This is a genomic window from Methylobacterium sp. J-070 (assembly GCF_022829385.1).
GTDB lineage: Bacteria > Pseudomonadota > Alphaproteobacteria > Rhizobiales > Beijerinckiaceae > Methylobacterium.
Genome location: NZ_JAKSXX010000290.1, coordinates 160128 through 181252, shown reverse-complemented (window position 1 = coordinate 181252; position 21125 = coordinate 160128). Strand labels below are relative to the sequence as shown.

Annotated in this window: 18 protein-coding genes and 1 tRNA gene; 7 read left to right on the top strand and 12 right to left on the bottom strand. The window is 70.9% G+C overall.

Annotated elements, in window-relative coordinates; genetic code table 11:
• Positions 1-108: 108 nt before the first annotated feature.
• Together MKL01_RS32885 and MKL01_RS32880 are read left to right on the top strand one after the other, a co-directional pair.
• The gene (locus tag MKL01_RS32885; protein WP_243909364.1) at positions 109-330 is read left to right on the top strand and encodes a hypothetical protein; all 222 of its coding nucleotides are present in this window, start codon (positions 109-111) and stop codon (positions 328-330) included.
• Between the two features lie 274 nt (positions 331-604).
• Positions 605-814 (top strand): hypothetical protein, encoded by a 210-nt coding sequence (locus MKL01_RS32880; protein WP_243909363.1) that lies wholly within the window; start codon positions 605-607, stop codon positions 812-814.
• A gap of 68 nt (positions 815-882) precedes the next feature.
• Here MKL01_RS32880 and MKL01_RS32875 read toward each other — a convergent pair.
• The 4 genes from MKL01_RS32875 to MKL01_RS32860 all read right to left on the bottom strand — a co-directional run bounded on the left by MKL01_RS32875 (position 883) and on the right by MKL01_RS32860 (position 5197).
• A tRNA-Gln gene (locus MKL01_RS32875) sits at positions 883-957 on the bottom strand.
• A 90-nt stretch (positions 958-1047) separates the two neighbouring features.
• On the bottom strand, positions 1048-2625 hold the full coding sequence (locus tag MKL01_RS32870) for an aldehyde dehydrogenase (NADP(+)) (RefSeq protein WP_243909362.1): 1578 nt from the start codon (positions 2623-2625) through the stop codon (positions 1048-1050).
• 59 nt (positions 2626-2684) lie between these two features.
• Positions 2685-4355 (bottom strand): thiamine pyrophosphate-binding protein, encoded by a 1671-nt coding sequence (locus MKL01_RS32865; protein WP_243909361.1) that lies wholly within the window; start codon positions 4353-4355, stop codon positions 2685-2687.
• 131 nt (positions 4356-4486) lie between these two features.
• Positions 4487-5197 (bottom strand): GntR family transcriptional regulator, encoded by a 711-nt coding sequence (locus tag MKL01_RS32860; protein ID WP_243909360.1) that lies wholly within the window; start codon positions 5195-5197, stop codon positions 4487-4489.
• 189 nt (positions 5198-5386) lie between these two features.
• Here MKL01_RS32860 and MKL01_RS32855 point away from each other — a divergent pair, with 189 nt between their 5' ends.
• The 5 genes from MKL01_RS32855 to MKL01_RS32830 all read left to right on the top strand — a co-directional run bounded on the left by MKL01_RS32855 (position 5387) and on the right by MKL01_RS32830 (position 10737).
• Positions 5387-6106 (top strand): ribonuclease activity regulator RraA, encoded by a 720-nt coding sequence (locus MKL01_RS32855; protein ID WP_243909359.1) that lies wholly within the window; start codon positions 5387-5389, stop codon positions 6104-6106.
• Between the two features lie 67 nt (positions 6107-6173).
• A complete protein-coding gene (locus tag MKL01_RS32850) occupies positions 6174-7526 on the top strand; it encodes an MFS transporter (RefSeq protein WP_243909358.1) in 1353 nt (450 codons plus the stop codon).
• A 17-nt stretch (positions 7527-7543) separates the two neighbouring features.
• A complete protein-coding gene (araD, locus tag MKL01_RS32845) occupies positions 7544-9274 on the top strand; it encodes an L-arabinonate dehydratase (protein WP_243909357.1) in 1731 nt (576 codons plus the stop codon).
• A 49-nt stretch (positions 9275-9323) separates the two neighbouring features.
• Positions 9324-10154: an SMP-30/gluconolactonase/LRE family protein gene (locus tag MKL01_RS32840; protein WP_243909356.1), complete on the top strand. Its 831-nt coding sequence runs from the start codon at positions 9324-9326 to the stop codon at positions 10152-10154.
• Between the two features lie 238 nt (positions 10155-10392).
• On the top strand, positions 10393-10737 hold the full coding sequence (locus MKL01_RS32830; protein ID WP_243909473.1) for a transcriptional regulator: 345 nt from the start codon (positions 10393-10395) through the stop codon (positions 10735-10737).
• 156 nt (positions 10738-10893) lie between these two features.
• On the opposite strand, the gene metH is transcribed toward MKL01_RS32830, so the two are convergent.
• From metH to MKL01_RS32790, 8 genes are all read right to left on the bottom strand, one after another.
• The gene (gene metH / locus MKL01_RS32825; protein ID WP_243909355.1) at positions 10894-14646 is read right to left on the bottom strand and encodes a methionine synthase; all 3753 of its coding nucleotides are present in this window, start codon (positions 14644-14646) and stop codon (positions 10894-10896) included.
• Between the two features lie 249 nt (positions 14647-14895).
• Entirely contained in the window at positions 14896-15147 is a 252-nt protein-coding gene (locus MKL01_RS32820) for a hypothetical protein (RefSeq protein ID WP_243909354.1), read from the bottom strand.
• Between the two features lie 42 nt (positions 15148-15189).
• Positions 15190-16110 carry a methylenetetrahydrofolate reductase [NAD(P)H] gene (gene metF, locus MKL01_RS32815; protein ID WP_243909353.1) on the bottom strand — a complete coding sequence of 307 codons (921 nt, stop codon included), beginning with the start codon at positions 16108-16110 and terminating at the stop codon, positions 15190-15192.
• A 70-nt stretch (positions 16111-16180) separates the two neighbouring features.
• Entirely contained in the window at positions 16181-17191 is a 1011-nt protein-coding gene (locus tag MKL01_RS32810; protein WP_243909352.1) for an ArsR/SmtB family transcription factor, read from the bottom strand.
• Positions 17192-17302: 111 nt separating this feature from the next.
• Positions 17303-18199 carry a bestrophin family protein gene (locus tag MKL01_RS32805; protein ID WP_243909351.1) on the bottom strand — a complete coding sequence of 299 codons (897 nt, stop codon included), beginning with the start codon at positions 18197-18199 and terminating at the stop codon, positions 17303-17305.
• A 144-nt stretch (positions 18200-18343) separates the two neighbouring features.
• Positions 18344-18688: a hypothetical protein gene (locus MKL01_RS32800; protein ID WP_243909350.1), complete on the bottom strand. Its 345-nt coding sequence runs from the start codon at positions 18686-18688 to the stop codon at positions 18344-18346.
• A 50-nt stretch (positions 18689-18738) separates the two neighbouring features.
• A complete protein-coding gene (locus tag MKL01_RS32795; RefSeq protein ID WP_243909349.1) occupies positions 18739-19677 on the bottom strand; it encodes an ROK family protein in 939 nt (312 codons plus the stop codon).
• Positions 19677-21050, bottom strand: coding sequence for a dicarboxylate/amino acid:cation symporter (locus tag MKL01_RS32790; RefSeq protein ID WP_243909348.1), 1374 nt, complete (start codon positions 21048-21050; stop codon positions 19677-19679). Before MKL01_RS32790 ends, MKL01_RS32795 begins: the two co-directional genes overlap by 1 nt.
• Positions 21051-21125: the final 75 nt, after the last annotated feature.

Sequence of the window (21125 nt, the reverse complement as noted above, 5' to 3'; positions counted from 1 at the left end):
TTTCATCAATGTTCGTTATCGATCCAATCTGTTTGGATCATGTTGCTGTGCAACGTAGATATCCCTCGAAGCCGGGCCGAGCCCGGACACTCGAGAGGATTTTAGACCATGACCGTTCGCACCATCGCCCTCCGCGCCCTCGCTGCCGCATCCCTGATCGGCCCCGCGTCGGCGGATGAAGCCATCCACCTGACCCCTCCGCTCTATCGCGAACAGGCCCGCGCGGCGGTAGCCCTGCGCCCCGCATCCGAGTTGGCCACGACGCCGCGCCTCGTGCCGGCGGCGCCGGCGCCTCGGCGGGTCGTCGCCACGGCCACCCCGACCGAGTGATGCAGGCGCATGCCCGGGTCCGGCGCCACCGGAAGATCCGGCGGCGCCGGACCCGGCGAGTACCAGCGTCGGGCCTCGCAGGCATGACGGCCGGACGCCGCGACGCGCGGGACTCTGCAGCCCGCAGATCTCCGGCCCCGCAACTCTTGTCCGAGTCGATGGCTGCAGGGCGGCAGGACTGACACGCAACGCTCGATACGCAGCATTGCTATGCCTTCTGTGGGGCGTGCCAGCATTCGCGAATGGTGTATCCTCTCCGAAAATGGAGGATCCAATGGCCTACAAGATCACCTTCCGGAAAGGTAAACGCGTCAGCGGCAGCAAGCTCTGGCCGTGCGATCTCGAGGCGGCCATCGCCCACGCCAAGGCACAGCTTCCGATCCAGCGCGGGCAGACCGGCGCGACCTCCGTCAGCGTGTCCTGCGAGCGAACCGGAGACGTCGTCTTCACCTTCGCGGAGCAGCCGGAATCCGCGGATCTCTGAACGGCCCGGGGCGCATCGGTTGCGGCGGGTGCCCTGCCCTCACGGGTCGTGGGGCCGACGCGGAGGCTTGGCTGGGGCGCCAGGATTCGAACCTGGGAATGGCGGTACCAAAAACCGCTGCCTTACCACTTGGCGACGCCCCAAGGTGGGCCGGGGCTCTCTAGCTGCCGGGGGGCCGGCTGGCAAGATGGCGCATCCCCCCGCCGGGCCTCCGTCCCGCCCGCGCGACCGGCTCAGCGCCCGTCGCGGACGCCGTCGATGCGCCGGGGGAGCTTGAGCGGGTTCGAGGCCTGCAGCGCGGGCGGCAGCAGGGTGTCGGGGACGTCCTGGTAGCTCACCGGCCGCAGGAACCGGTCGATCGCGAGGCTGCCCACGGAGGTGGTGCGCCCGTCCGACGTCGCCGGATAGGGGCCGCCATGGACCATGGCATGCGCCACCTCGACGCCGGTGCCGAAACCGTCCACCAGGATGCGCCCGACCCGGCGCTCCAGAAGCGGCAGCAGCTCCCGCGCCGCCGCGTGATCCTCGGGCGCGAGGTGCAGCGACGCCGTGAGCTGGCCCTCCAGATGCTCCAGCACCGCCCGCATCGCGGTGAGATCCCGGCAGCGGACCACGAGGGCCGCGGCGCCGAACATCTCCTCCTGCAGCACGGGATCGGCCAGGAAGGCGTCCGAGTCGGTGCCGAACAGGGCGGCCCGCCCCTGCGTCGCCGCGCCCTCCGGGCCTTCGGCCAGCAGGGTGACGGCGGCTTGGCCCGCCGCCCGGGCGACGCCCTCGCGGTAGGCGCGGTTGATCCCCGGGGTCAGCATGGTCGCCGCCGGGCTCTCCCGCAGGGCCGCCCCGGCCGCTTCAAGGAAGGCGTCGAGGCCGGGTCCCGGCAGCGCCAGGACCAGGCCCGGATTGGTGCAGAACTGGCCGGCGCCCAGGGTGAGCGAGGCCGCGAACGCCGTCCCGATCGCGGCCCCCCGAGCGGCGAGCGCCCCCGGGAACAGCAGGACCGGGTTGATGCTGCTCATCTCGGCATAGACCGGGATCGGGCTCGGGCGCCCGGCCGCGATGGCCATCAGCGCGGTGCCGCCCCGGCGCGATCCGGTGAAGCCCACGGCGGCGATCCGGGGATCGGCCACCAGCGCCTGCCCGATGGACTGGCCGGCGTCGAACAGGAGCGAGAAGGTCCCCTCGGGCAGCCCGCGGGCGACGACCGCCTTCCGGATCGCTCCGCCGACCAGCTCGGAGGTGCCGGGATGGGCCGGGTGGGCCTTGACCACCACCGGGCAGCCCGCCGCCAGCGCCGAGGCGGTGTCGCCCCCCGCCACCGAGAAGGCGAGCGGGAAGTTCGACGCGCCGAACACCGCCACCGGCCCGATCGCGATGCGCCGCAGGCGCAGGTCGGGCCGCGGCAGCGGCTTGCGGTCCGGCTGGGCGGGGTCGATCCGGGCCTCGACGTAGCTGCCCTCGCGCACCACGGCGGCGAACAGGCGCAGCTGGCCGGCCGTCCGGGCGCGCTCGCCCTCGATCCGCGGGCGCGGAAGCCCGGTCTCGGCCATGCAGCGGGTGACGAGATCGTCGCCGATCTCGAGGATGTTCGCGGCGATCGCTTCGAGGAAGCCGGCCCGGGTCTCCGGGTCGGTCTCGCGGTAGGTGTCGAACGCGGCCTCCGCCAGGGCGCAGGCCCGGTCCAGATCCGCCCGGCTCGCGCCCGGGAAGTCGGGCTCCAGAGGCGCGCCGGTGGCGGCCTCCACGGCCCGAAAGGTGGCCTCCGTGCCGCGCCGCGCCTCGGCGCCGATCAGGTTCTCGCCGCGCAGGGTCATGGGCTGCTCCTCTTGCTGTGACGGGGCGCCGGGCACCGGGCCGCCCCCGCGATGGGCGGTCAGCCCCGCTGGGCGGCCAGGGCCTTCTCGCGGATCGCCGCGAGCGTCAGGGTCGGGGTCAGCGCCTCGGGATCGACCCGGCAGTGGATCATCGCGGGCAGGCCCGAGGCGAGGCTGCGCTCGAAGGCGGCGGCGAACTCCTCGGTGCGCGCCACGTGCTCGCCGTGGCCGCCGCAGGCCCGGGCCAGCGCGGCGAAGTCGGGGTTGCGCAGCTCGGTCGCGGAGACGCGTCCGGGATACTCGCGCTCCTGATGCATCCGGATCGTGCCGTACATGCCGTTGTCGAGCACCACCACCACGATGGCGACGCCGTACTGCACGGCCGTGGAAAATTCCTGCACGGTCATCATCACGTCGCCGTCGCCGGCGAGCGCCACGACGATCCGCTCGGGATGGCTGCGCTTGGCCATGAAGGCGGCCGGCAGGCCGTAGCCCATGGAGCCCGAGGTCGGCGCGAGCTGCGTGCCGAAGGCGCGGAACCGGTAGTAGCGGTGGATCCAGGTGGCGAAATTGCCGGCGCCGTTGCAGATCACCGCGTCCCGCGGCAGCCGCTCGCGCAGCCACGTGATCGCTTGGCCGTACTGGAACGCCCCCGGCTTCGGCTCCGGCGTCTCGGACCACGCGCGATAGGCGGCATGGGCCTCGGCGGCCCGCCCGCCGCCGGTCGCCGCGAAATCCGGCAGGGCCGTGCAGAAGGTTTCCGGCGTGGCCTCGATCGCCAGCGCCGGCTGATAGACCCGGCCGAGTTCCCCGGCGTCGGGATGGACATGGACCAGCGGCAGGCCGGGATCGGGGATGCCGAGCAGGCCGTAGGATTGCGCCGGCATCTCGGAGAGGCGCCCGCCAACCATGAGCAGCAGGTCGGCGTCCCTGATCCGGGCCAGGAGCGCCGGGTTGGGCCCGATCCCCAGCTCGCCGGCGAAGTTCGGGTGATCGGCCGGGAACAACTGCGCCCGCCGGAACGAGACCGCCACGGGCACGTCGTGGCGCTCGGCCCAGACCGCGATCGCCGCCACGGCCTCGGGCGTCCAGCGCGAGCCGCCGAGCAGCACCACCGGTCGGCGCGCCTGCGCCAGCATCGCCCGCAGGCGCGCCACGTCGGCCGGGGCCGGGGCCGGCTCGGCCGGGACGACGCGCGGCGCGTCGGCGACGGCGGCGATGTCGTCGAGCATGTCCTCCGGCAGCGCCACCACCACGGGGCCCGGCCGACCCTGCAGCGCCACCCGGAAGGCCCGGGCGAGGATCTCGGGGATCCGGGCCGCGTCGTCGATCTCCACCGCCCACTTGGCGAGGCCGCCGAACATCTGCCGGTAATCGACCTCCTGGAACGCCTCGCGGTCCCGCATCCGCCGGGCGATCTGCCCGACGAACAGGATCATCGGCGTCGAATCCTGGCGGGCGATGTGGACCCCCGCGGAGGCGTTGGTGGCGCCCGGCGCGCGCGTGACGAAGCAGATGCCGGGCCGGCCGGTGAGCTTTCCGGCGGCCTCCGCCATGATGGCGGCTCCCCCCTCCTGCCGGCAGACCAGCACGTCGATGCCGCTGTCGCGCAGGGCATCGAGCACCGCGAGGTAGCTCTCGCCGGGGACGCAGGTGACGCGCTCGACGCCCTGGGCGAGGAGCTGGTCGACGAGCACCTGCGCGCCGGTGCGTGGGGGCAATCCGCTCAAGCCGTCTCTCCCTGGCCTCTCGCTTCGCCCCGGACTCCTGCCGGGGCAGCCTGCCGCGATGTTGCCCCGCGGTCTGGGATGCGCCTGATATCTCAGTCACGGATAGAGGCGTGTCCTCGGCCCTCAACCTGTCAGACGAGGGGCCGCCGGTCGAGGGCCTTGCGGGTCATGTGGTCGAGAAAATCGAACAGCGACCCGATGCCGGCGATCGCCGTCTCGGGATCGCGGGCCGCCACCGCGGCCACGATCCCCGCGTGGATGCGCGCGCAATCGAGGAAGCTCGCGGTCGGCTCGTAGGTGTACCAGAAGCGCCGGGACTGGGCGTGCAGCGCCGCCATGGTGCTGGTCAGCGTCGGGTTGTAGGCGGCCCCGACCAGAGCCTCGTGCAGCGACCGCTTGATCCGGAAATAGACCTCGCGGTCCCGGGCTCCCGCCGCCGCGACCAGCCCGGACGCGCGTTCCCGCAGCGTCGCCACATCCGCCTCCGAGGCGCGCGCGACCACGCAGCGGGCCACGGTCTCGTCGAGGGGGCGCCGGACCTCGAGGAGTTCGAGATGCTTGATGATGTCCACCGGGGTGACGAGCACGCCGCGGCGCGGGTGAACCTCGACGAAGCCGATCGCCTTGAGCCGCGCCAGCGCCTCGCGGACCGGGGTGCGCCCGAGCGCCAGCTCCTCGCCGAGTTCCCCCTCCGACACCATCGCGCCCGGGGCGAGGCGGCGGCTGATGATCATCTGCTCGATGGCGTCGTAGGCGGTCTCCGCCAGGGAGCGCGCCGGTCGCGGGCCCGACGGGATCGAGCCGCCCTGCCCTTCAGCCGCACCCAGTCCAGACCCGGCCAACACAGTCCTCGTCACCTTCGGAAGACCGTCCGACGCTTCGCCGGCCGGACGTATTCGTGTTGACAATGGATTCACGGCGCGTGCTATTCAAGTCCTGAGATATCAGTCGGTGCCCAGGGCCACGCTTCGGCCGGATCGGATCCTCGACGGTCCGGTCCGCGGCGCCACGATCGTCGGGAGGAGAAGCGGATGTCCGGGCTGTCCCCAGAGACGCGCGCCAAGCTGAAGACCGTCAGCACGGCGACGCTGATGACCGCCCTCTACAAGCGCGGCTTCCGCAACCAGATGATCCAGGGCGTGCTCCCCCTGAAGCGCGGCGGCGGCACCATGGTCGGCGAGGCGTTCACCCTGCGCTACATGCCGGCCCGCGAGGACCTCAACCCCATCACCGTGTTCCGGGACCGGGCGCATCCGCAGCGCAAGGCCGTGGAGGAGTGCCCGCCCGGCGCCGTGTTCGTGATCGACAGCCGCAAGGATGCCCGGGCGGCCTCCGCGGGCTCCATCCTGGCGACGCGGCTGATGGTGCGGGGCTGCGCCGGCCTCGTGACCGACGGCGGTTTCCGCGATGCCGACGAGATCGCCGCGCTCGACATGCCGAGCTACCACGCGCGCCCGTCGGCACCGACGAACCTCACCATCCACCAGGCGATCGACATCAACGTCCCGATCGGCTGCGGCGACGCCCCGGTCTTCCCCGGCGACGTGATCGTGGGCGACGGCGACGGCGTCGCGGTCATCCCGGCCCATATCGCCGACGCGGTCGCCGCCGAGGCCGTCGAGATGACCGCCTACGAGGATTTCGTCACCGAGGAGGTCCGCAAGGGCCGCTCCATCCTCGGCCTCTACCCGGCCACCGACGAGCAGAGCCTCGCCGACTTCGCCGCGTGGCGGACGCGGAACGGCCGCTGAGCGCCGCGCCCCGTCTCGGCTTCCGGGGCGACGCGACGACCACCACGATAGGATTTCGGAGGGCGCCATGGCGGCGGGCATTCCAGCGATCGCGGCGGCGCCGGAGATCGAGCGGCGGACGGTTTCCAAGGTGTCGTGGCGCCTGCTGCCGCTGATCGTGGTGATCTACTTCGTCGCCTACATGGACCGGACGAACGTGGGCTTCGCCTCGTTCGGCTTGAACCGCGAGTTCGGCTTCTCGTCCTACCTGTACGGCTGGGGCGCGGGCATCTTCTTCCTCGGCTATTTCCTCTTCGAGGTCCCGAGCAACGTCCTCCTGGAGCGCACCGGGGCGCGGATCTGGATCGCCCGGATCATGATCACCTGGGGGCTGATCGCCGGCGGCATGGCGTTCATCGCCGGTCCGGTCAGCTTCCTGATCATGCGCTTCCTGCTGGGCGTCGCCGAGGCCGGGTTCTTCCCCGGCATGATCCTGTACTTCACCTACTGGTTCCCGCGGAAATACCGGGCCCGGGTGGTGGCGGCCCTGTTCCTGGCGGTGCCGGGCTCGAACGCCCTGACCGCGGTGATCTCGGGGGCGCTGCTCCAGCTCGACGGGACGCTCGGCCTGCACGGCTGGCAGTGGCTGTTCCTCGTCGAGGCGGGTCCCGCCATCGTCCTGGCCTTCGTGGTGCTGGCGCTGATGACCGACCGACCCGCGAAGGCGAAGTGGCTCTCCGAGGACGAGCGCCGCTGGCTGGAGGAGACCCTCGAGACGGAGCGCCGCGGCACCGTCAAGGCGCACGGGCACTTCACGCTCCGGCAGGCGCTGACCGACTCCCGGGTCCTGACGCTGGCGGCGATCTACTTCACCATCGTCACGGCGACCTACGGCATCACCTTCTTCATGCCGCCGATCCTGAAGAGCCTGAAGCTCACCGACTGGGAGACCGGCCTCGCCACGGCGGTGCCCTACGTGGTCGGCACGATCGGCATGGTCGCCTGGAGCTGGTCGTCGGACCGGCGCAACGAGCGGCGCTGGCACTTCGTCATCGCGGCGATCGTCGCCGCCATCGGGTTGATCGCCTCCGGGCCGCTGCTCGGCAGCCTATGGGCCCTCGTGGCGATGTCGGTGGCCACCGTCGGCCTCTACGGCACCAAGCCCGCCTTCTGGCCCCTTCCGGCGGAGTTCCTCTCGGGCCCGGCCGCCGCCGGCGGCATCGCGCTGATCAACTCGGTGGGCAATCTCGGGGGCTTCGTCGGCCCCTACGTCCTGGGCTGGCTGAAGGATGCCACCTGCACCTACGAGGCCGGCCTCTATTTCCTGGCGGGCTGCGCGCTGGCCTCGGCGGCCCTCGCCTTCGTGTCGATCCGCCCGCAGGCGCCGGCCACGGAGGCGGTGGCGACCGGGGCCGTCCGCCCCGCCCGCCCGAACGCGTGAGACCCGGAGAGATCGCCATGACCGCGCGCAAGAAGACCCTGGGCGAGCTGCGCAGCCAGCGCTGGTTCGGCGCCACCGACCTGCGCAGCTTCGGCCACCGCTCGCGCATGCTCCAGATGGGCTACGAGCGCGCCGATTTCAGCGACAAGCCGGTCATCGGCATCATCAACACCTGGAGCGACATCAACCCCTGCCACCAGCACTTCCGCGAGCGCGTCGAGCACGTGAAGCGCGGCGTCTGGCAGGCGGGGGGCTTCCCGATCGAATTGCCGGCGCTGTCACTGTCGGAGAACTTCGTCAAGCCGACCACGATGCTCTACCGCAACCTGCTCGCCATGGAGGTGGAGGAACTGCTGCGCCAGCACCCCGTCGACGGCGCGGTGCTGATGGGCGGCTGTGACAAGACCACGCCCGGCACCGTGATGGGCGGCATCTCGATGAACCTGCCGATGGTCTTCCTGCCGGCGGGCCCGATGATGCGCGGCCATTTCGGGGGCAAGATCCTCGGCTCGGGCTCGGACGTGTGGAAATACTGGGCCGAGAAGGAGGCCGGGACCATCACCACGCAGGAGTGGAACGACATGGAGGCCGGCATCGCCCGGTCCGCCGGCACCTGCATGACCATGGGCACGGCCTCGACCATGACGTCGATCACCGAGGCGCTCGGCCTGTCGCTGCCCGGCGCGGCCTCGATCCCGGCGGCCGACGCCGACCATCCCCGCATGGCGAGCGCCTGCGGCCGGCGCATCGTCGAGATGATCTGGGAGGACCTGAAGCCCTCCGACATCCTCGACCGCCGCTCGATCGACAACGCCCTCGTGGTCCACAACGCGCTCGCCGGCTCCACCAACGCGATGATCCACCTCGTCGCGATGGCGGGCCGGGCCGGCATCCCGGTCAAGCTGACAGAATTCGACGAGTTCGCCCAGAAGGTGCCGGTGATCGCCAACCTCCGGCCCTCGGGGCAGTGGCTCATGGAGGATTTCCACATCGCCGGCGGGATCCGCGCCCTGATGGCGCGCCTGTCCCCCCTCCTCCACCTCGACGCCCGCTCGGTCACCGGCGGCACGATCGGCGACGGACTCGCGGGCATCCGGGTCTACGACGACGACGTGATCCGCCCGCTGGACCGGCCGATCGTGGCCACCGGCGGCACCGCGATCCTGTACGGCAACCTCGCCCCGGACGGCTGCGTGATCAAGCCGCCCGCCGCCGACCCGCGCTTCCTCAAGCATACCGGGCCAGCCCTGGTCTTCGACGATTACGACGCCATGACCGCGGCGGTGAACGACCTCGACCTCGATGTCACCCCCGACCACGTCATGATCCTGCGCAATGCCGGCCCGATCGGCGGCCCCGGCATGCCGGAATGGGGGATGCTGCCGATCCCCAAGGTCCTGCTCCGGCAGGGCGTGCGCGACATGGTCCGGATCTCGGACGCCCGGATGAGCGGCACGAGCTACGGCGCCTGCATCCTGCACGTGTCGCCGGAATCGGCCGCCGGCGGCCCGCTCGCCGCCGTGCGCAACGGCGATCTCGTCACGGTGGACGTGCCCGGGCGGCGCATCCACCTGCACCTGGACGATGCCGAGATCGCCGAGCGCGTGAAGGCGTTCCGCCCCCCGGACCGGGCCTATCCGCGGGGCTACAACCGCCTGTTCGCCCAGCACGTGCGGCAGGCCCACGAGGGCTGCGACTTCGATTTCCTGGAAGGCGCGGGCGGCATTCCCGAACCCGAGATCCATTGACCGGTCCGAGCCGCCGAAGAGCGGCGGGCCATCACCACAGGGAGGCGACATGGCGATCATCGCGCGCAGGGGCCTGCTCGCCGGAGCGGCCCTGCTCGGCGCCGCGCGGGCGGCGGGAGCGGGCTGGGAGCCGTCGCAGCGCGTGCCGGATCCGGCCGTCGAGGTGCTGGACCCGGCCTTCGCCCGGTACCGCCTCGCCTCCGCCACGGTGGAGCGGGTCGCGACGGGACTGCGCTGGGCCGAAGGGCCGGTCTGGTTCGGCGACATGGGGTCGCTGCTGTTCAGCGACGTGGTCAACGACCGGATCATGAAATGGGAGGAGGCGTCGGGGGCGCTCTCGGTCTTCCGCAAGCCGTCGAACTACGCCAACGGCAACACCCGCGACCGGCAGGGCCGGCTGATCACCTGCCAGCACAAGACCCGCAGCGTCACCCGGACCGAGCATGACGGCACCATCACCACGCTCATGGACCGGTTCGACGGCAAGCCGCTGAACTCGCCCAACGACGTCGTCTGCCATTCCGACGGCGCGGTCTGGTTCACCGATCCGGCCTTCGGGCCGAACCCGCACGAGTCGATGGCGGCGCCCGAACTTCCGGGCAACGTCTACCGGATCGACCCGGTGACCGGGCAGGCCGGCATCCGCCGGCACTCCGCGCGCCCGCGGCAGGGCCTTGCCGCCAGCCTCGTAACGCGCCGTTCCTGCCGGAATCCGCCGTCGTTGCGAGCGCAGCGAAGCAAGTCAGAGGAGCGCCGCGCCCGCCGGCCGCGCGCCGGCGCGACGCCTGTTGGTCCACTTGCCAACGACCGCCACCGGCACCATCCTGGCCGACATGAAGGCCGAACTGCTGCCCAAGGAGAGGATCGCGATCATCCCTGAGCGGTCGTTCGCCGAGATGGTGGTCTGAAGCGCGCCGGCTCCGGTTCGCGAGAGCCCCCACGGCTTCAAGTATCGGCTCGCTCTCGTGGTCGATCGCGTGTGCGTGCTCCGCTACGACAACGAGGCCGGAAAGAGCGACCATAAGCACGTCGGCGGGCAGGAGTTCCCCCTACCGCTTCACCTGCCCGGAGGCCTTGCGGGCCGATTTCTGGGCCGATGTCGAACCCTGGAGGCAGCCATGAGGACCGTAATCATTGGCGTTTCCTCGCTCGAGGAGGCCAGTGCCCGCGCCCTGGCTGCCTTCCGCGGAGAGGCGCAGGGCGCGTTTGTCTCCTTTCCCACCGTCGAGGGATTGTGGACCGTGCTGACGCCGCGTCGCTGGGCGCTTCTCGGGGCACTCGCGGGGCAGGAGCCCATGTCGCTGCGCGCCGTGGCACGGCTGCTGGATCGGGATGTGAAGAACACGCACGCCGACGTGCACGCGCTTCTGAACGCCGGCATCCTGGGACGCACGGACGACGTGCGGATCGTGTTCCCCTACGATGCCGTGCACGTGGATTTCACGATCGGGAAGGCCGCCTGAGGCCCCTTCCGACGCCGCATCACCCCGTCCCTGCCGCAACCCGCCGTGCCTGCGCGTTCCGCGAAGAGGCCGGGGCAACGCTGGCCGACCTCACGCTGCCCCGGGGGCGCTTCGCGGCGCCCGCGATGCCGGGCGGGGAGAGCGCAGGCCCCCGCCCTACTCCGCCGCCTGCGCCAGATACCGCGCCGGGTCGTAGTTCAGGATCGGCCCGAGCCAGCGCTCGACCTCGCCCACATCCATGCCCTTGCGGTCGGCGTAATCCTCGACCTGATCGCGCTCGACCTTGGCGACGCCGAAGTAATGCGCCTCCGGATGGGCGATGTAGATCCCCGAGACGGACGAGCCCGGCCACATCGCGTAGGACTCGGTGAGCTTCACGCCGATCCGTCGCTCGGCCTTCAGCAGATCGAACAGCGTCGTCTTCTCGGTATGGTCGGGCTGGGACGGGTAGCCGGGGGCCGGGCGGATGCCGGCATAGGGCTCGGAGGTCAGTTCCGCGGGGGTGAACGTCTCGTCGGCGGCGTAGCCCCAGAACTCCCGGCGCACCCGCTCGTGCATGCGCTCGGCGAAGGCCTCGGCGATGCGGTCGGCCAGCGCCTTCACCAGGATCGCCCGGTAATCGTCGTTCGCCCGCTCGAAGCGTTCGGCGATGCGCACCTCCTCCAGCCCCGCCGTGACCACGAAGCCGCCGACATAGTCGGCGATGCCGGTCTCTGCCGGAGCCACGAAGTCCGACAGGCAGGTGTTGGGCCGCCCGTCGCGCTTCGAGAGCTGCTGGCGCAGGCCGTGGAAGGTGGCGAGCCGCTCCTGCCGGCTCTCGCCCGTGTAGAGCGCGATGTCGTCGCCGACGCTGTTGGCCGGCCAGAAGCCGATCACCGCCTTCGGGTTGAACCAGCGCTCCTCCACGATCTGTTTCAGCATTTCCTGCGCATCCTCGTAGAGGGCGCGGGCCGCGGGGCCCTGCTCGGGATCGTCCAGGATCGCCGGGAAGCGGCCCTTGAACTCGTAGGTCTGGAGGAACGGCGTCCAGTCGATGTAGGGCACGAGGTCGGCGACCTCGTAGGAGCCGAACACCCGCGCATCCGTGAAGGCCGGCTTCTTCGGCGCGTAGCCCGACCAGTCGATCTTGAAGGCGTTGGCCCGCGCCTTGGCGAGCGGCAGCCGCTGCTTGTCGACCTCCGCGCGCCTGTGGGCGTCGGCGACCTTGGCGTACTCGGCCCGGACCTTCTCGATCGTGGCGCCGCGGGTCTCCTTGGAGATCAGGCTCGACACCACGCCGACCGCCCGGCTCGCGTCGGTGACGTAGACCGCCTGACCCTTGGCGTAGGCCGGGTGGATCTTCACCGCCGTGTGGACGCGGCTCGTGGTGGCGCCGCCGATCAGCAGCGGCACGTCGAAGCCCTCGCGCTCCATCTCGCCGGCCACGTGGACCATCTCGTCGAGCGACGGGGTGATCAGGCCCGACAGGCCGACGATGTCGACCTTCTCGCGCTTGGCGGTCTCCAGGATCTTGGCGGCCGGCACCATCACGCCGAGATCGATGATCTCGTAGTTGTTGCAGGCCAGCACGACGCCGACGATGTTCTTGCCGATGTCGTGGACGTCGCCCTTCACGGTGGCCATCAGCACCTTGCCGGCGGCCTGGCGCTTGCCGTCGCCGCCGTTGGCGCGCTTCTCTTCCTCCATGTAGGGCTCGAGATAGGCGACCGCCTGCTTCATCACCCGGGCGGACTTCACCACCTGCGGCAGGAACATCTTGCCCGCGCCGAACAGGTCGCCGACCACGTTCATGCCGGCCATCAGCGGGCCCTCGATGACGTGGAGCGGCCGCTCGGCTTGCGCTCGCGCCTCCTCGGTGTCGACGATGATGTACTCGGTGATGCCGTTGACCAGGGCGTGCTCGATGCGCTTCTCGACCGGGGCCTCGCGCCAGGTCAGGTCGGCGATCTTGGCCTGGGCCGAGGCGCCGGTCTTGAAGCGCTCGGCCGACTCCAGCAGGCGCTCGGTGGAATCGTCGCGGCGGTTGAGGACCACGTCCTCGCACAATGCGCGCAGCTCCGCCGGGATCTCGTCGTAGACGGCGAGCTGGCCGGCATTGACGATGCCCATGTCCATCCCGGCCTGGATGCAGTGGAACAGGAACACCGCGTGCATCGCCTCGCGCACCGGCTCGTTGCCGCGGAACGCGAAGCTGAGGTTCGAGACGCCGCCCGAGATGTGGGCATGCGGCAGGGTCTGGCGGATCTGCCGGGTCGCCTCGATGAAGGCGACGCCGTAGCCGTTATGCTCCTCGATGCCGGTGGCGACCGCGAAGATGTTCGGGTCGAAGATGATGTCCTCGGGCGGGAAGCCGACCTGCTCTGTCAGGATCTTGTACGCGCGGGTGCAGATCGCGACCTTGCGCGCCTGCGTGTCGGCCTGCCCTTGCTCGTCGAAGGCCATCACCACCACGGCGGCGCCGTAGGAGCGGCAGACCTTGGCGTCGTGGATGAACTTCTCCTCGCCCTCCTTCATGGAGATCGAGTTCACGATCGGCTTGCCCTGGATGCACTTGAGTCCGGCCTCGATCACCTCGAACTTCGAGGAATCGACCATCACGGGCACCCGGGCGATGTCGGGCTCGGCGGCGACGAGGTTGAGGAACTCGACCATCGCCTTCTGGGAGTCGAGCAGGCCCTCGTCCATGTTGACGTCGATCACCTGGGCGCCGGCCGCAACCTGGTCGCGGGCGACGTCCAGCGCCGCCGCGTAGTCTCCGTTGGTGATGAGCTTCCTGAACTTGGCCGAGCCGGTGACGTTGGTGCGCTCGCCGACGTTCACGAACGGGATTTCCTTGGTCAGGACGAACGGCTCCAGCCCCGAGAGCCGCATCAGGCGCGGGATCTCGGGGATCGGCCGCGGCGCCTTGCCGGCGACCGCCTCGCTGATTGCGCGGATGTGGTCCGGGGTGGTGCCGCAGCAGCCGCCGACCATGTTGACGAGGCCGGATTCGGCGAACTCGCCCACCAGCTTGCCCATCGCCTCCGGGCTCTCGTCGTAGAGGCCGAACTCGTTGGGCAGGCCGGCATTCGGATAGGCGCAGACCAGCGTGTCGCAGATCCGCGACAGCTCGGCGATGTGGCCGCGCATCTCGCGGGCGCCGAGGGCGCAGTTGAGGCCGAAGGTCAGCGGGTCCGAGTGGCGCAGGGAATGCCAGAAGGCCGCCGGGGTCTGGCCCGAGAGGGTACGGCCCGAGAGGTCGGTGATCGTGCCGGAGATCTGGACGGGCAGGCGGATGCCGGTCTCGTCAAAGACCTGCCAGGCCGCCGCCACGGCCGCCTTGGCGTTGAGCGTGTCGAAGATGGTCTCGATCAGGATCAGCTCGGCGCCGCCGTCGATCAGCCCGCGGATCTGCTCCACATAGGCCTGCTTCACCTGGTCGAAGGTGACGGCCCGGAAGCCCGGGTTGTTCACGTCCGGCGAGATCGACAGGGTGCGGTTCGTCGGCCCGATGGCGCCGGCCACGAAGCGGCGGCGGCCGTCCTTCTCTTCGGCGAGCCGGGCGGCCTCCCGGGCGAGCCTTGCGCCCTGCCGGTTCAGCTCGTGGATGATCGACTCCATGCCGTAATCGGCCTGGGCGATGGTGGTGCCCGAGAAGGTGTTGGTCTCGCAGACGTCGGCGCCGGCCAGGAAGTAGTCGAGGTGGATCTGCCGGATCGCGTCGGGCTGGGTCAGGATCAGCAGGTCGTTGTTGCCCTTCTGATCGTGGCCGTGATCCTTGAACCGGTCGCCGCGGAAGTCCTCCTCCGAGTACGTGAGCCGCTGGATCACGGTGCCCATCGCCCCGTCGAGGACGAGGATCTTCTCCGCCGCGCGCTGGCGCAGGGCCCGGGCGATCTCGGGGCCGTCGACGGGGGGAAAATCGGTCATTGTGCGTCCTGTCAGATCACCTCATCCTGAGGTGCCGGAGCGAAGCGGAGGCCTCGAAGGAGCCCTCCAGAAGTCTCGGTGTTCCCTGGAGCCCTCCTTCGAGGCCGCTCGCGCGGCACCTTCCGATGAGGTGGAGGGTGGGTTCTTCGGTCTCTCGTGCGCGCCCGAGCAGTCGGCTCGGACACGTCGCGATCTTTGCGAGCGAAGCGAAGCAAACCAATGCGACGCTTCAGTCTGGGCTGGGCCGGGTCAGCCTGCCTTCTCCGGGGCAGCGAGGCGCCTCTCGATCGCGCTGAGCCGCCCCGCGACCCCCGCCGCGGCGTAGCGACCGAGGACCGATTCGCCGTTCACGGCCTCACGCAGATTGTCGAACCGCCGTTCTAACCTGTCGAAGCGTGCATCGACGGCTTCGAACTGCGGACGGACGTCAGCGAAGCTCGTTTGCATCTCCGCTCTCATCTCCCGGAGGAGCGGAACGATCAGATCCTGCGGCTCGGCCATGATGGTGCCCCCTTCCGCGCCCGAACCGGGCGCAGGCGGAATTTAAGCCGCCGCCTTCTCCGCCACCAGCTTCGGCGCCTGCGCGCGCAGGCCGAGCAGGTGGCAGATCGCGTAGACGAGGTCGGATCGGTTCATCGAGTAGAAGTGGAAGTCCTGGACCCCCTCGTCCACGAGGTCGAGCACCTGCTCGGCCGCCACCGCGGCGGCGACGAGGCGGCGGGTCTCCACGTCGTTGTCCAGCCCTTCGAACCGGGCGGCCAGCCAGTAGGGCACCGAGGCGCCGGTGCGGCGGGCGAAGTTCGCCGCCTGCTTGAAGTTCTGCACCGTCAGGATGCCCGGGATGATCGGGATGGTGATCCCGGCGGCCCGGACCTTCTCGAGATAGCGCAGGTAGACCTCGTTCTCGAAGAAGAACTGGGTGATCGCCTGGTCGGCGCCGGCATCGACCTTGGCCTTCAGGGCGTCGATGTCGGCGTCCAGGGACGCCGCCTCCGGGTGCTTCTCGGGGTAGGCCGAGACCGAGACCTTGAAGTCGCCGATCCGCTTGATCCCGGCGACCAGTTCGGCGGTGGTTGCGTAGCCCTCGGGATGCGGCCTGTAGGCGTTCCCGACGCCCTCGGCGGGATCGCCGCGCAGCGCCACGATGTGGCGCACGCCGGCATCCCAGTAGGACTGGACCACCGCGTCGATCTCGGCGCGGGTGGCGTCCACGCAGGTGAGGTGCGCGGCGGGCTTGAGCGTGGTCTCGCGGACCATCCGGGCGACCGTGTTGTGGGTGCGCTCGCGGGTCGATCCGCCGGCCCCGTAGGTGACCGAGACGAATTTGGGCTGGAGCGGAGCCAGGCGCTCGATCGAGGCCCAGAGGATCTTCTCCATCTCGTCGGTCTTCGGCGGGAAGAACTCGATCGAGACGCGGATCGGGAGGTAGCCGTCGCGGCTGGCGCGGTGGGTGGAGCGGCGCATCGGGTCTCGTCCTCTGTGTCGATCGGGTCAGACGATGGGTCTGCGAAGGGTCTGCGAGGGGTGGTGGGCCTCAGGCGACGGCGCGCTGCGGCGGTTCGGTATCCTGGTCGGCCAGACCGTCCTGGGCGAGCCAGAGGGTCACCGTGAGCTGGCCCGACTCGCGGGGTGCGAGATCGCGGGTGGCGATTGTGGCAAGTCCAGCCTCGGCGAGCCAGCCGGAGACCTGATCGGCGGAGAAGCCGAGCCGCCGGTGGGCCTGACCGATCCGCAGGAATTCGAGTTCGTGCGGGGCGAAATCGACCACCAGGAGGCGCCCCCCCGGGGCGACCAGGCGTGCCGCGCCGCGCAGCGCCCGGGCCGGATCGTCGAGATAGTGCAGCACCTGATGCACCACCACGAGGTCGAAGCTCGCCCTGGCGAAGGGCGGCGCGTGGATGTCGCCCTGCCGCAGATCGACCCGCGACAGCCCCTGCCGCTCCAGGTTGGCCCGGGCGACGGACAGCATCGCGTGGCTCGAATCGAGGCCGGTGGCGCGGGCCGCCCGGGGCGCCAGCAGGCCCAGCATCCGCCCCGTGCCCGTGCCGAGATCGATCAGGCTGCCGATGGGCCGCTCGCCCAGGGCATCGAGCACCGCAGCCTCGACGATCGCCTCCGGCACCTGGAGGGAGCGCAGCTCGTCCCACTTGGGCGCGAGGCGGGCGAAGAAGGTCTGGGCTGTCTCGGCCCGCTGCGTCCGGACGGCGTCGAGCCGGGCGCGATCCTCCGACAGGGGCGGCACCGTCCGGTCGAGCCCGGACAGGAGCGGATCCGCCAAGCCGGCGCGGCCCTCGGACAGCCGGAAGAAGGCCCAGGCGCCCTCGCGGTGGCGCTCGACCAGACCCGCCTCGACCAGGAGCTTGAGATGGCGGGAGATCCGCGGCTGCGACTGGCCGAGGATGTCGGTGAGGTCGGAAACCGACAACTCCCCCTCGACGAGCAGCGCCAGGATGCGCAGGCGCGTCTCCTCGGCGGCCGCGCGCAGGACGCCCAACGCGTCCGGGAAGGGGATCGATCCCGCCACTTGCCTGCCATCGATAGACATAAAGATATGTTTATGTCCGTTTTGGCGCGGGCGCAAGCGGGATCTTCGATGCCGCGCTCGGGCTGCACCCTCCTGGGCATTTCGGATCCGCGCAGGCGGGAACCCTGCGGCCTACCGGAGCCGGTAGCGGTCCGGCTGCAGGGCCTCCGGCATGGCTTCGCCGAGGGCGTGATGCACGATGCGGTCGACGGTCCGGACCATGGTGTCGAGGGGCAGGTCGTTTGGCTCCGTGCCGAAGGGCTCCTCCAACTCGTCCCCGAGGGCGTCGAGGCCGAAGAACGTGTAGGCGACGAGCGCCACCACCACCGGGGTCACCCAGCCCAGGGCGCCGGTGAGCCCCACCGGGAGGAGCAGGCAGTAGAGCCATGCGGTCCGGTACACCAAGAGCGTGTAGGCGAAGGGCAGCGGCGTGTTGGCGAGCCGCTCGCAGGCGGTGTGGACCCCCGACAACGCCTCGATCCGCGCCTCCAGGATGCCGAACTGGATGTCGCTCAGCCGGCCCGCGCGCGTCAGCGCGGCGAGATCGCGGGTCATGGCGGCCAAGACGGAGTCGGTGGCGTTCGGGCCGGACAGGTCCGATCCGGGACACGTCCGCGCCACCGCCGCGGCCTCGTCGAGGTCGCGCAGCCGGGCGTGGAGGCCGTGCGCGAAGGCCGACAGGCGCCGGAGGTGGGGCGCGGCCTCCTGCGCCGGCAGCAGCGCCGGCAGGGCGCGGGCGAGGTTGCGCACCTCGCCGATCAGGCTGCCCCAGTGCTTCCGCGCCTCCCACCAGCGCTCGTAGCAGGCGTTGTTGCGGAAGCTCAGGAAGATCGACAGGGCGAGGCCGACCACCGTGAAGGGCGTGACGCCCGCGGTGATCGGGAACGCCGCGGGCCAGCGCGCCTCCGCCCAGACCACCGCGCAGGAGACCGCGACGATCCCGGCCAGCTTGGGCGCCACCCGAGGCAGAATCGATCCACGCAGGGTGAACAGCAGGGTCAGGAGGTTGGGTCGGGTGCGGACGATCATCGGGGCTACGAAGCTGAGGCGGGGCTCTCCTGCCCCGTCCGCCGCGCCGTCGCAAGGAACGTCTCGGTCAGCCGGGCTGCGGAGCGGGTCGTCGCCACCGGTCCGCCCGGCGCCGGACCGGTGGCCCGGTCCGGGGCGCGTCGGTCATTCCGCCGCCGCGGCGCACGGCCTGTCGGCCAGCGGCGGCAGCGACCCGGCCGACGCGCTCTGGGCCGCGCCGACGGGCAGGCGCACCGAGGCTGGGGAGCAGCAGGCAGGGCGCTTCTGCACGAACGCGTTTCGAGCCCGATGAGAGGGCGGGTCCGGCTGGAAGATGTTCCTGTACATCTGGGTCAACTCGGCGCGCCGATACTGGGCGAGCGGCCGGCGCCCCTCGTCCTCCAGGCGCTGGACCCGCTTGGCCGCGGCGATGGCGGCGTGATCCCGCACCTTCGCGGCGGCGAAGACCCGCCCCGCCTGCTCGAACGTCTCTGCGTCGCCGGCGATCACCGCGTCGGCCCACGGCCGGAGGCGGGCCCCGCGGTTCTTCCAGGACCGCGTCAGGCGGCATCCGCCGCCCACAGCCACGCCGCCCCCCGCACCCCCGACGCGTCCCCGTGGTGGCTCGCCCGCACGGGCGTGTCGAAGGCGTCCGCGAACACGTGCGGGGCGATCGCGGCCGGCAGGCCGGCGATCAGCTCCGGGACCCGCGACAGGCCGCCGCCGATCACGATCACATCGGGGTCGAGGAGGTTCACCGCCTGGGCAATCGCTCGCCCGAGACGCTCGACGTGGATCGAGAGGGTCTCCTGCGCGTCCGGGCTGCCGGCCCGGGCCGCGGCGGCGACGGCCTCGCCGGTGAGGCTGCCGCCGTGCCGCCGCGCATGGTCCGCTGCCAGCCCGGGGCCCGACAGCCATGTCTCGACGCAACCCCGGCGGCCGCAATAGCAGGCGGGACCCGGCCGCTCGTCGTCGCGGGGCGACGGCAGGGGGCCGTGGCCCCACTCGCCCGCGATGCCGTTGCGGCCCGGAAGCACCCGCCCGTCGACGGCGATGCCGGATCCGACGCCCGTGCCCAGGATCACCGCCCAGACGACGCGGGCCCCCGCGCCCGCGCCGTCGATGGCCTCGGACACCGCCAGGCAATTGGCGTCGTTCTCGATCCGCAGGGGCCGCCTCAGGCGCTCCCCGAGGTCGACCGCGAAGGGGCGGCCGTTGAGCCAGTGCGAGTTGGCGTTGCGCACCAGGCCGGTCGCCGGGGACAGGCTGCCCGGCATGCCGATTCCGACGCTGCAGGGGGTGCCGGCCTCGGCTTCGAGATGCAGCACCAGGCCGGCCACGGCCGCCAGGGTGGCCGCGTAGTCGCCGCGCGGGGCGGCGATCCGGGCCTCGGCCAGGGTCGATCCGTCCCGGTCGAGCACGATCCCGGCGATCTTGGTGCCGCCGAGATCGATGCCAAGGCGGGGCCGAGCCCCGGACCCACGCGCGGGCGAACCCATCACTCCGCGGCGGCGACCTTGTTGTCGGACGCCATCGGCTGGGGCGCCGCGTCGGTGATGTGGGTGCCGATGGAGATCGGATTGGCCATCACCTCGTTGAGCTTGGCGACGTCGAGTTCGCCCTCCCAGCGGCTCACCACCACGCAGGCGACGCCGTTGCCCACGAGGTTGGTGAGGGCCCGACACTCGGACATGAACTTGTCGATGCCGAGCACGAGGGTCATGGCGGCCACCGGGACCGGGCTGTTGGGGATCGCCGACAGCGTCGCCGCCAGGGTGATGAAGCCCGCGCCGGTCACCCCGGAGGCGCCCTTCGAGGTCAGCATCGCCACCAGGATGATCGTGGCGTACTGGGTGAAGTTGAGATCGACGCCCACCGCCTGCGCCAGGAACAGGGTGGCCAGCGTCATGTAGATGTTGGTGCCGTCGAGGTTGAACGAGTAGCCGGTGGGCACGACGAGGCCGACCACCGAGTCCGAGGCGCCGAGCCGGCGCATCTTGGTCATCAGCTGCGGCAGCACCGTCTCGGAGGACGAGGTGCCGACGACGATCAGCAGCTCGTCCTTGATGAAGGCCAGGAAGCGCAGGATCGAGAAGCCCGCCACCCGGGCGATGGCCCCGAGCACCACGACCACGAACAGGATCGCCGTCGCGTAGAAGGTGCCGACGAGCCACGCGAGATCGTAGACCTTCTGGATGCCGTACTCGCCGATCGTGAACGCCATCGCCCCGAAGGCGCCGACGGGGGCGAGCTTCACGACGATGCCGATGATCTTGAAGAAGATCTGGCCGGCGGTGTCGATCGCGTGGTTCACCGAAGCCGCCCGCTCGCCCAGGCTCGTCACCACGACGCCGGTCAGGATCGAGATCAGCAGCACCTGCAGCAGGTCGCCGGTGGCGAAGGGATCGAAGAAGCTCTTCGGGATGATCGCCAGGATGTGGGCGACGGTGGAGTCGGCCGCCGCCTTGCTGGCGTAGGTCGCGACCTTGCTGGCATCGAGCTTCGACGGGTCGGCGTTGAAGCCGGCGCCGGGGCGGACCACCTCGCCGACCAGCACGCCGACGAGCAGCGCCAGGGTGGAGACCAGCTCGAAATAGACCAGCGCCTTGACGCCGACGCGGCCGACCTTCTTCAGGTCGCCGACCGACGCGATGCCGTGGACGATGGTGCAGAAGATGATCGGTGCGATCATCATCTTGATCAGGCCGATGAAGGCGTCGCCGAGCCACTTCATCGACTTGCCGGTGGCCGGGTCGTACCAGCCGAGCAGCACGCCGAGCGCGATGGCGATCAGGACCTGTATGTAGAGCACCTTGTACCAGGGCTCGCGGGGCGCCGTGGTCGGACCCGTCGCGTGGATTGCCTGTGCCATATCCATCCCGTGCGACTGCCGCGCACCCTCCCAATGTGCCGGCACGCTAGCGATTATCCGTCCCCGCCTCAACGG